At 41.8% G+C, this 10073-nt stretch carries 7 protein-coding genes; all 7 read left to right on the top strand.

Annotation, left to right across the window (positions count from 1 at the left end; genetic code table 11):
* The first annotated feature begins 1 nt into the window (after position 1).
* The 7 genes from B7725_RS02690 (at position 2) to B7725_RS02660 (ending at position 9670) form a co-directional block, all read left to right on the top strand.
* Positions 2-484 (top strand): acyl-CoA thioesterase, encoded by a 483-nt coding sequence (locus tag B7725_RS02690; RefSeq protein WP_000894826.1) that lies wholly within the window; start codon positions 2-4, stop codon positions 482-484.
* A 158-nt stretch (positions 485-642) separates the two neighbouring features.
* On the top strand, positions 643-1623 hold the full coding sequence (locus tag B7725_RS02685) for an acetylxylan esterase (protein ID WP_084874433.1): 981 nt from the start codon (positions 643-645) through the stop codon (positions 1621-1623).
* A 337-nt stretch (positions 1624-1960) separates the two neighbouring features.
* Complete coding sequence (locus B7725_RS02680; RefSeq protein ID WP_084874431.1) at positions 1961-5353, top strand: SIALI-17 repeat-containing surface protein; 3393 nt, start codon at positions 1961-1963, stop codon at positions 5351-5353.
* A gap of 233 nt (positions 5354-5586) precedes the next feature.
* Positions 5587-6285, top strand: coding sequence for an N-acetylmannosamine-6-phosphate 2-epimerase (locus B7725_RS02675; protein ID WP_084874430.1), 699 nt, complete (start codon positions 5587-5589; stop codon positions 6283-6285).
* A 114-nt stretch (positions 6286-6399) separates the two neighbouring features.
* Positions 6400-7728 carry an ABC transporter substrate-binding protein gene (locus B7725_RS02670; protein WP_084874428.1) on the top strand — a complete coding sequence of 443 codons (1329 nt, stop codon included), beginning with the start codon at positions 6400-6402 and terminating at the stop codon, positions 7726-7728.
* Positions 7729-7948: 220 nt separating this feature from the next.
* Positions 7949-8815 (top strand): carbohydrate ABC transporter permease, encoded by an 867-nt coding sequence (locus B7725_RS02665; protein ID WP_162278999.1) that lies wholly within the window; start codon positions 7949-7951, stop codon positions 8813-8815.
* Between the two features lie 15 nt (positions 8816-8830).
* Positions 8831-9670: a carbohydrate ABC transporter permease gene (locus B7725_RS02660; RefSeq protein WP_001183243.1), complete on the top strand. Its 840-nt coding sequence runs from the start codon at positions 8831-8833 to the stop codon at positions 9668-9670.
* Positions 9671-10073 lie beyond the last annotated feature (403 nt).

Below are 10073 nucleotides of genomic sequence, written 5' to 3'. Positions count from 1 at the left end.
AATGTTAGAAACAAGAACGATTGCTATCCAAGATAGGTATGGAGAACGATTTCAGCATTGTTGGGGATGTGGTCCCAAGAATGATTTAGGCTTACATTTAAAAACCTATCCAAGTATAGATGGGAATAGTTGTATTAGTCGGATAAAGCTTGAAAATGCTTATACTGGTGGAGTTCCATCAAATGTCTTTGGAGGAATGATAGCGACTATTTTTGATTGCCATGGCACGGCCTCAGCAGCTTGGTTTGCCCATCATCAAAAAGGGTTGGAACTGACGGAATCAACTGTGATAGGACGTTTTATTACAGCTCGCTTGGAGATTGATTACCTTAGTCCTAGTCCAATTGAAGATGAAATTGTGGTTACTTCTACTCTGGAGGAATTAGGGGAAAGAAAAGCAATTATTGCTATGGAGATGACAGTGGCTACTAAAGTCCGTGCCAAAGCCAAAATGGTAGCAGTTGCTGTGAAGGATCATATGTAAAACGGAAGATTAGAAGTTTAAGATTTTAAAACTACTTTCAGACGATCAGTTTGAGGGAGGAGAATCTAAAATCACTTTCTGTTTACCATTCTTTCTTGCATTGCTTTCCCAGATATGCTAGAGTTATGATAGCGATTACAAATCAAAAGGAGCATACTATGAAACATCCAGCTTTGTTAGAAGAAATCAAGACTTATAAAGGAAGGGATGAGGTTCCAGAAGACTTTGATGCTTTTTGGGATGAAGAGGTCAAAAAAGTTTCATTCCTTCCTGCCTATCAGTTGGAGGAAAGGGATTTTCATATTCCTCAAGTCAAGTGTTATGAGCTGACCTTTGAAGGAACTAATGAAGGCAAGGTCTATGCACGAATCGTCCTTCCAAAGACTGAGGAGAAGGTTCCGATAATCTTCCATTTTCATGGGTACATGGGCCGTGGTTGGGACTGGGCCGACATGCTGGCCTTCACCGTGGCTGATTACGGTGTTGTTTCTATGGACGTTCGAGGCCAGTCAGGTTATTCGCAAGATGGTTTGCGCTCTCCTTTGGGAAATACCGTTAAGGGACATATCATCCGTGGTGCTATTGAAGGTCGAGACCAGCTCTTTTATAAGGATGTCTATCTGGATATTTACCAGTTGATCGAAATTATTGCTAGTCTACCTCAGGTGGATGAGAAGCGACTTTCTAGTTATGGTGCCTCACAAGGAGGAGCTTTAGCCCTGGTTGCAGCAGCGCTCAATCCTCGGATTCAGAAAACAGTTGCCATCTATCCCTTCTTGTCTGACTTTAGACGAGTGCTTGAGATTGGCAATACCAGTGAAGCCTATGATGAACTCTTCCGATATTTCAAGTTCCACGATCCCTTCCATGAAACAGAGGAGGAAATCATGGCGACCCTTGCCTATATCGATGTGAAAAATCTTGCCCATCGCATTCAAGGTGAGGTCAAGATGATTACGGGCTTGGATGACGATGTTTGCTATCCTATTACTCAGTTTGCGATATACAACCGTCTGACCTGTGACAAGGCCTATCGCATCATGCCAGAGTATGCTCACGAAGCCATGAATGTTTTTGTCAATGACCAAGTTTATAACTGGCTCTGTGGCAGCGAGATTCCTTTTAAGTACGTAAGATAATGAATGAGAGAGCCCAGGAGCTCTCTTTTTTATGTCCAAAGCCTGAAAGTACTTTTAGAAAATTTAAAATATTAAAATATCCTTAAAAGTAAAATCTATTCTGTGGGAACACAGATATAAATATAAGACTTTATTGTATAATAAAGGAAAAGTCACTTGTGAAAGGAGGAAAAAGGCTGCTGGGTGATTAAAAACTCGAGCTCAGCAGAAAATGGGAGAGGATTGGGAGCTCTCATTAAGTTGGATACTTTCTTGTAAAAACTTGTCTCTTGAGAGACAATAAAAATTTTTAAAGAAAAAGAAAGCGCTTTATTTTATGAAAAGTGAAAGGACAAACATGAATTACAAATCTTTAGATCGGAAACAGCGATACGGAATTCGGAAATTTGCGGTTGGGGCAGCATCGGTAGTGATTGGTACAGTGGTATTTGGAGCAAATCCAGTCTTAGCTCAAGAGCAAGCCAATGCAGCAGGGGCCAGTACAGAAACTGTCGAACCTGGTCAAGGTTTATCAGAATTGCCAAAAGAAGCGTCCTCGGGAGATCTTGCTCATTTGGATAAGGATTTGGCTGGTAAATTGGCAGCAGCTCAAGACAACGGCGTTGAGGTGGACCAAGACTATTTGAAAAAAAATGAGAGTACAGAATCAGAAACCCCATCCTCTACGGGAACCCCTGCAGAAGAAGCAAATAAGGAAGAGGAATCAGAGGATCAGGGGGCTATTCCTCGTGACTATTACTCAAGAGATTTAAAAAATGCTAATCCTGTCCTTGAAAAAGAAGATGTTGAAACCAATGCAACAAATGGTCAGAGAGTTGATTTATCAAGTGAACTAGATAAACTAAAGAAACTTCAAAATGCTACAGTTCACATGGAGTTCAAACCAGATGCATCAGCTCCACGCTTTTACAATCTCTTCTCTGTATCCAGTGACACCAAGGAAAATGAGTACTTTACTATGTCTGTCCTTGATAATACAGCTCTTATTGAAGGGCGTGGCGCTAACGGGGAACAGTTCTATGATAAGTATACAGATGCTCCTTTGAAAGTTCGCCCAGGACAATGGAATTCCGTGACCTTTACTGTCGAACAACCGACAGCGGAGTTACCTCATGGTCGAGTTCGTCTCTATGTGAACGGTGTCTTATCTCGAACAAGTCTAAAATCTGGGAACTTCATCAAAGATATGCCAGATGTTAATCAAGCTCAACTTGGATCAACCAAACGGGGCAAGAAAACAGTTTGGTCCTCAAATCTACAAGTCCGAAACCTAACTGTTTATGATCGTGCTTTAAGCCCAGATGAAGTTCAAACACGGAGTCAATTATTTGAAAGAGGTGAATTGGAACAGAAACTTCCAGAAGGTGCGAAAATCTCTGAGAAAGAAGACGTATTTGAAGGTGGTAGGAACAATCAACCAAATAAAGATGGCATCAAGAGTTATCGTATCCCAGCTCTTCTCAAGACAGATAAAGGAACACTGATTGCAGGAGCAGATGAACGCCGTCTCCATTCGAGTGACTGGGGTGATATCGGCATGGTCATTAGACGCAGTGAAGATAATGGTAAAACTTGGGGAGATCGAGTAACTATTACCAACCTACGTGACAATCCAAAGGCTTCTGACCCATCAATCGGTTCACCAGTGAATATTGATATGACCTTGACTCAAGATCCTGAAACCAAACGCATCTTTGCCATTTATGACATGTTCCCAGAAGGAAAAGGAATCTTTGGAATGTCTTCGCAAAAAGAAGAAGCCTACAAAGAAATCAATGGCAAAACCTATCAACTCCTCTATCGTGAAGGAGAAAAGGAAGCTTATACTATTCGAGAAAATGGTACAGTTTACACTCCAGATGGTAAGGCAACAGACTACCGCGTTGTTGTAGACCCTGTTAAACCAGCCTATAGCGATAAGGGTGATCTATACAAAGGTGACCAGCTACTAGGCAATATCTACTTCACAACAAACAAAACTTCTCCATTTAGAATTGCCAAGGATAGTTATCTATGGATGTCTTACAGCGATGACGACGGGAAGACCTGGTCAGCGCCACAAGATATTACTCCGATGGTCAAAGCCGATTGGATGAAATTCCTAGGAGTAGGTCCTGGAGTGGGGATTACCCTTCGTACTGGACCACATAAAGGTCGAATCGTCGTTCCTGTCTATACGACCAACCGGGCTAACCACCTCAATGGTTCTCAATCATCTCGAATCATCTACTCAGACGACCATGGTAAGACTTGGCATATGGGTGGTGGTGTCAACGACAATCGTACACTTTATGATGGTACAGTAGTCGATTCAAGCACCATGAGCAATTATTATGCTCAAAATACGGAAGCTTCAGTTGTTCAGTTAAACAATGGGGACCTCAAACTCTTTATGCGTGGGTTGACAGAAGATCTGCAGGTTGCAACTAGTCATGATGGTGGTCTAACTTGGGACAATAATGTTGAACGCTACGATGTGCCAGACGTTTATGTTCAAATGGCTGCGACTCACACGGTTCAAAATGGCAAAGAATATATTCTATTAGCAAATGCAAATGGTCCTGGTCGTAAAAATGGGTATATTCGAGTAGCTCGTGTAGAAGAAGATGGTCAGCTAACTTGGTTGCACCACCATTTGATTCAAGAAGGAGAATATGCTTATAACTCACTTCAACAAATCGGGCCAGATGAATTTGGACTTTTATATGAACACCATGCTCCTGGAGGAGTTCCGTACACACTTTCCTTTAAGAAATTTAACTGGGATTTCTTGACTAAGGAAAGAATTTCTCCTAAAGAAGCAAAAGTAAAATATGCTATCCAAAAATGGCCAGGTATCATTGCCATGGAGTTCGATTCGGAAGTATTGGTAAACAAGGCTCCGACCCTTCAATTGGCAAATGGCAAGACAGCAACCTTTATGACCCAGTACGATACAAAAACTCTCTTATTCACAATAGATCCAGAGGATATGGGACAAAGGATTACAGGTCTAGCTGAGGGTGCAATTGAAAGCATGCACAATTTACCAGTTTCTTTAGCTGGCTCTAAACTAAGCGATGGTATTAATGGCAGTGAAGCTGCTATCCATGAAGTCCCAGAGTTCACAGGTGGTGTCAATGCAGAAGAAGCGGCTGTGGCAGAGGTACCAGAGTACACGGGACCATTGGCAACAGCAGGTGAAGAACCAGCTCCAACAGTAGAAAAACCGGAATTTACGGGTGGTGTCAATGCAGAAGAAGCGGCTGTAGCAGAGGTACCAGAGTACACCGATCCATTGGCAACGGTAGGTGAAGAACCGGCTCCAACGGTAGAAAAACCAGAATTCACAGGTGGTGTCAATGCAGTTGAGGCAGCAGTCCATGAGATTCCAGAGTTCAAGGGTGGTGTCAATGCAGTTCAAGCGGCTTCAAATGAGGTTCCGGAATATAGCGGAGGTGCTAACTTTGTCTTGGCAGCTTCAAATGACCTGCCAGAATATAAGGGTGGTGTCAATGGCGCTGAGGCAGCAGTCCATAAAGTGCCAGAGTACAAGGAAGACACCAATCTAGTATTAGCAGCTGCAGACAACAAACTGTCTCTAGGCCAAGATGTGACCTATCAAGCGCCAGCAGCTAAACAAGATGAACTTCCAAATACGGGAAGCAAGGAAACCAGCTCACTAATTTCCCTTGGCCTTGCGGGCGTCCTCTTATCACTCTTTGCATTTGGAAAAAAGAGAAAAGAATAATAAGCAAGAGCTATTGTAGCAAGTTTCAGAAGAGGTAGCAGGTTTTCAAGCCTGCTATCTTTTTTGATGACATTCAGGTTGATTCGAAATCATAAGATGTCTGAAACTACTTTCAGGATAGTCTGTTCTATAAAATAGTTTTGAAACTGAAATCTATTCCACTACAAACTATTGAAAGCGCTTAACAAATGATATATAATAAGCCCATAAGAACAAGAAAGGGAGGAAAGAGGATGCCACAGATTAGCAAAGAAGCCTTGATTGAACAAATCAAAGATGGAATCATTGTCTCTTGCCAGGCACTTCCTCATGAACCGCTTTATACAGAAGCGGGAGGGGTTATCCCCTTGCTAGTCAAAGCGGCTGAGCAAGGTGGAGCAGTCGGTATCCGAGCAAACAGTGTTCGCGATATCAAGGAGATTAAGGAGGTTACGAAACTCCCGATTATCGGAATTATCAAACGTGACTATCCGCCGCAGGAGCCATTCATTACAGCTACTATGAAAGAAGTTGATGAGCTGGCTGAACTAGACATTGAGGTCATTGCTCTGGATTGTACCAAACGTGAACGTTATGATGGTTTGGAAATTCAGGACTTTATCCGACAAGTCAAAGAAAAATATCCGCATCAACTCTTGATGGCTGATACCAGTACTTTTGAAGAAGGAATTGCAGCAGTTGAAGCAGGTGTTGATTTTGTTGGAACAACTCTATCAGGTTATACTTCTTATAGTCCGAAAGTAGATGGTCCAGACTTTGAACTAATAAAAAAACTCTGCGATGCCGGTGTGGATGTCATAGCTGAAGGAAAAATTCATACACCAGAACAAGCCAAACAAATCCTTGAATATGGGGTACGAGGCATTGTTGTCGGTGGAGCTATTACTAGACCAAAAGAGATCACGGAACGCTTTGTTGCCGGTCTTAAATAACATAATCTCAAAACAGAGGAGAGTGGTCGATGCGTCGGATGAAATGAAAACGTATACAAATAGAAGCTTACTCACTATCCAATATGGACACGCTTATTAATTAGGAGAATACAAATGAAATTTAGAAAACTAGCTTGTACAGTACTTGCAGGTGCTGCGATTCTTGGCCTTGCTGCTTGTGGGAATTCTGGTGGAAGTAAGGATGCTGGAAAATCTGGTAGCGATAGCGGAAAAACAGAAATCACTTGGTGGGCATTCCCAGTCTTCACACAAGAAAAGACTGGCGATGGTGTTGGAACTTATGAAAAATCAATCATCGAAGCTTTCGAAAAAGCAAACCCAGATGTAAAAGTGAAATTGGAAACCATCGATTTCAAGTCAGGTCCTGAAAAGATCACAACAGCCATCGAAGCAGGGACAGCGCCAGACGTACTCTTTGACGCACCAGGGCGTATCATCCAATACGGTAAAAATGGTAAATTGGCTGAGTTGAACGACCTCTTCACAGACGAATTCGTCAAGGATGTTAACAACGAAAACATCGTACAAGCAAGTAAGGCTGGCGACAAAGCTTACATGTATCCAATCAGTTCAGCTCCATTCTACATGGCTATGAACAAGAAAATGTTGGAAGATGCTGGAGTTGCAAACCTTGTAAAAGAAGGTTGGACAACTGATGATTTTGAAAAAGTTTTGAAAGCGCTTAAAGATAAAGGCTACACTCCAGGTTCATTGTTCAGTTCTGGTCAAGGGGGAGACCAAGGAACACGTGCCTTCATCGCAAACCTTTATGGCGGTTCTGTAACAGACAAAGACGTAACCAAATATACAACAGACGATCCTAAATTCGTCAAAGGTCTTGAAAAAGCTGCTAGCTGGATCAAAGACGGTCTATTGAACAACGGTTCACAATTTGACGGTGGAGCAGATATCCAAAACTTTGCGAACGGTCAAACTTCATATACAATCCTTTGGGCGCCAGCTCAAAACGGTATCCAAGCTAAACTCTTGGAAGCAAGTAAGGTAGAAGTGGTAGAAGTACCATTCCCATCAGACTCAGGTAAACCATCTCTTGAATACCTTGTAAACGGATTTGCAGTATTTAACAACAAAGACGACAAGAAAGTCGCAGCTGCTAAGAAATTCGTTCAATTCATCGCTGATGACAAAGAATGGGGTCCTAAAGATGTTGTTCGTACAGGTGCCTTCCCAGTTCGTACTTCATTTGGCAAACTTTATGAAGACAAACGTATGGAAACAATCAGTGGTTGGACTAAATACTACTCACCTTACTACAACACAATTGACGGTTTTGCTGAAATGAGAACACTTTGGTTCCCAATGTTGCAATCTGTGTCAAATGGTGACGAAAAACCAGCGGATGCTTTGAAAGCCTTCACTGAAAAAGCTAACGAAACAATCAAAAAAGCTACAAAACAATAAGCACTAAGTCAGATTGATTCCCCCCTTTTCCCTGTGCACTATGGTGTAAGAAAAGGGGGGACTTTTGTTTGAAATGGTAGGAACTGTCACGAAATTAAAATGAAGTTCTTACATAAGCGAATCTTAAAAAATTTCATTTTGGTTTTAAAACAGTTCAAGAAAATCAAAAACTATTCTATTTGAAAGAGAGGTGCCGACTGTGAAAGTCAATAAAATTCGTATGCGGGAAACAGTGATTTCCTACGCTTTCCTAGCACCAGTGTTATTCTTCTTTGTCATCTTTGTTTTGGCTCCTATGATTATGGGATTCATTACAAGTTTCTTTAACTACTCCATGACTAAATTTGAGTTTGTGGGCTTGGACAACTACATTCGCATGTTTAAAGACCCTGTCTTTATGAAGTCTTTGATTAATACCGTTATCTTGGTTATCGGATCTGTTCCGATTGTGGTTCTCTTCTCGCTCTTTGTAGCATCTCAAACCTATCATCAAAATGCTATTGCTCGATCTTTCTATCGCTTCGTCTTCTTCCTACCGGTTGTAACAGGTAGTGTTGCCGTAACGGTTGTATGGAAATGGATCTATGACCCCCTATCAGGGATTCTAAACTTTGTCCTTAAGTCAAGTCATATCATCAGCCAAAACATTTCTTGGTTGGGTGATAAAAACTGGGCTTTGCTAGCGATTATGATCATCCTTTTGACAACATCTGTTGGTCAACCGATTATCCTTTATATCGCTGCCATGGGAAATATTGACAACTCACTAGTTGAAGCAGCGCGAGTTGACGGTGCGACTGAGTTCCAAGTGTTCTGGAAGATCAAATGGCCTAGCCTTCTTCCAACAACTCTTTACATCGCGATTATTACGACCATCAACTCATTCCAATGTTTCGCCTTGATTCAGTTGTTGACATCTGGTGGTCCAAACTACTCAACAAGTACCTTGATGTACTACCTTTACGAAAAAGCCTTCCAATTGACAGAATACGGCTATGCAAACACTATCGGTGTCTTCTTGGCAATTATGATTGCGATTGTCAGCTTCGCTCAATTCAAGATCCTCGGAAACGACGTAGAATACTAAAGAAAGGAGACAGTTATGCAACCTACACAAAAGAAACCCTTAACAGCTTTCACTGTTATTTCAACGATTATCTTGCTCTTGTTGACCGTACTGTTCATCTTTCCATTCTACTGGATCTTGACAGGGGCCTTCAAATCACAGCCTGATACCATTATGATTCCGCCACAGTGGTTCCCTAAAATGCCAACCATGGAGAACTTCCAACAACTCATGGTGCAAAACCCTGCTATGCAGTGGATGTGGAACTCTGTATTTATCTCACTAGTAACTATGTTCCTAGTCTGTGCAACCTCTTCTCTAGCAGGTTATGTCTTGGCTAAGAAACGTTTCTATGGTCAACGCATCCTCTTTGCAGTCTTTATCGCTGCCATGGCTCTTCCAAAACAAGTTGTCCTTGTACCATTGGTACGTATCGTCAATTTCATGGGAATTCACGATACACTTTGGGCAGTGATTTTGCCTTTGATCGGATGGCCATTTGGGGTCTTCCTCATGAAACAGTTCAGTGAAAATATCCCAACTGAATTGCTTGAATCAGCTAAAATCGACGGTTGTGGTGAGATTCGTACCTTCTGGAGCGTAGCCTTCCCTATCGTGAAACCAGGATTTGCAGCCCTTGCAATCTTTACCTTCATCAATACTTGGAACGACTACTTTATGCAGTTGGTTATGTTGACTTCACGTCAAAACTTGACCATCTCACTCGGGGTTGCGACCATGCAGGCCGAAATGGCAACCAACTATGGTTTGATCATGGCGGGTGCAGCTCTTGCAGCCGTGCCAATCGTAACCGTCTTCCTTGTCTTCCAAAAATCCTTCACTCAGGGGATTACTATGGGAGCTGTCAAAGGTTAAGATCTTGCGAAAATCGAATTTAAACTACGTCAGCATCACCTTGCCATACTTAAGTATTGCCTGGGGTTAGCTTTCTAGTTTGTTCTTCGATTTTCATTGAGTATAAGAGAATATAGAGTTATAAGTGTCTACAAAATGGAGAGTATGCAGTTACTTCGTGAAGTTTTGTAAGACACTTATAAACTTAAGAATGAACTCTTTTCAAGATACTAGTTAGAGTAGGTTCGTTTTATGGTAACTATTTCTCGCTTTAGTGGTATCTAAGATAAGCATCTTACGGTTATCTTAGACGGAATTTTTGAGACTGACGATGAAGGAATTTGCTTCCGTCCGCACTGTTACAGGGAAATAGAGGAAGGATAATTCGAAACTGAAAACTAGTAATTATCAGAAACGAAGGAAA

The sequence above is a fragment of the Streptococcus oralis subsp. tigurinus genome (assembly GCF_002096275.1).
Lineage (GTDB): Bacteria > Bacillota > Bacilli > Lactobacillales > Streptococcaceae > Streptococcus > Streptococcus oralis_CN.
The sequence above is the reverse complement of the archived record's forward strand: the minus strand, read 5'-3'. Positions and strand labels throughout refer to the sequence as shown.

Coding starts and splice junctions, on each gene's coding strand:
- B7725_RS02665 (WP_162278999.1), top strand. CDS start 7,949: ATGCGGGAAACAGTGATTTCCTACGCTTTCCTAGCACCAGTGTTATTC.
- B7725_RS02670 (WP_084874428.1), top strand. CDS start 6,400: ATGAAATTTAGAAAACTAGCTTGTACAGTACTTGCAGGTGCTGCGATT.
- B7725_RS02675 (WP_084874430.1), top strand. CDS start 5,587: ATGCCACAGATTAGCAAAGAAGCCTTGATTGAACAAATCAAAGATGGA.
- B7725_RS02680 (WP_084874431.1), top strand. CDS start 1,961: ATGAATTACAAATCTTTAGATCGGAAACAGCGATACGGAATTCGGAAA.
- B7725_RS02660 (WP_001183243.1), top strand. CDS start 8,831: ATGCAACCTACACAAAAGAAACCCTTAACAGCTTTCACTGTTATTTCA.
- B7725_RS02685 (WP_084874433.1), top strand. CDS start 643: ATGAAACATCCAGCTTTGTTAGAAGAAATCAAGACTTATAAAGGAAGG.
- B7725_RS02690 (WP_000894826.1), top strand. CDS start 2: ATGTTAGAAACAAGAACGATTGCTATCCAAGATAGGTATGGAGAACGA.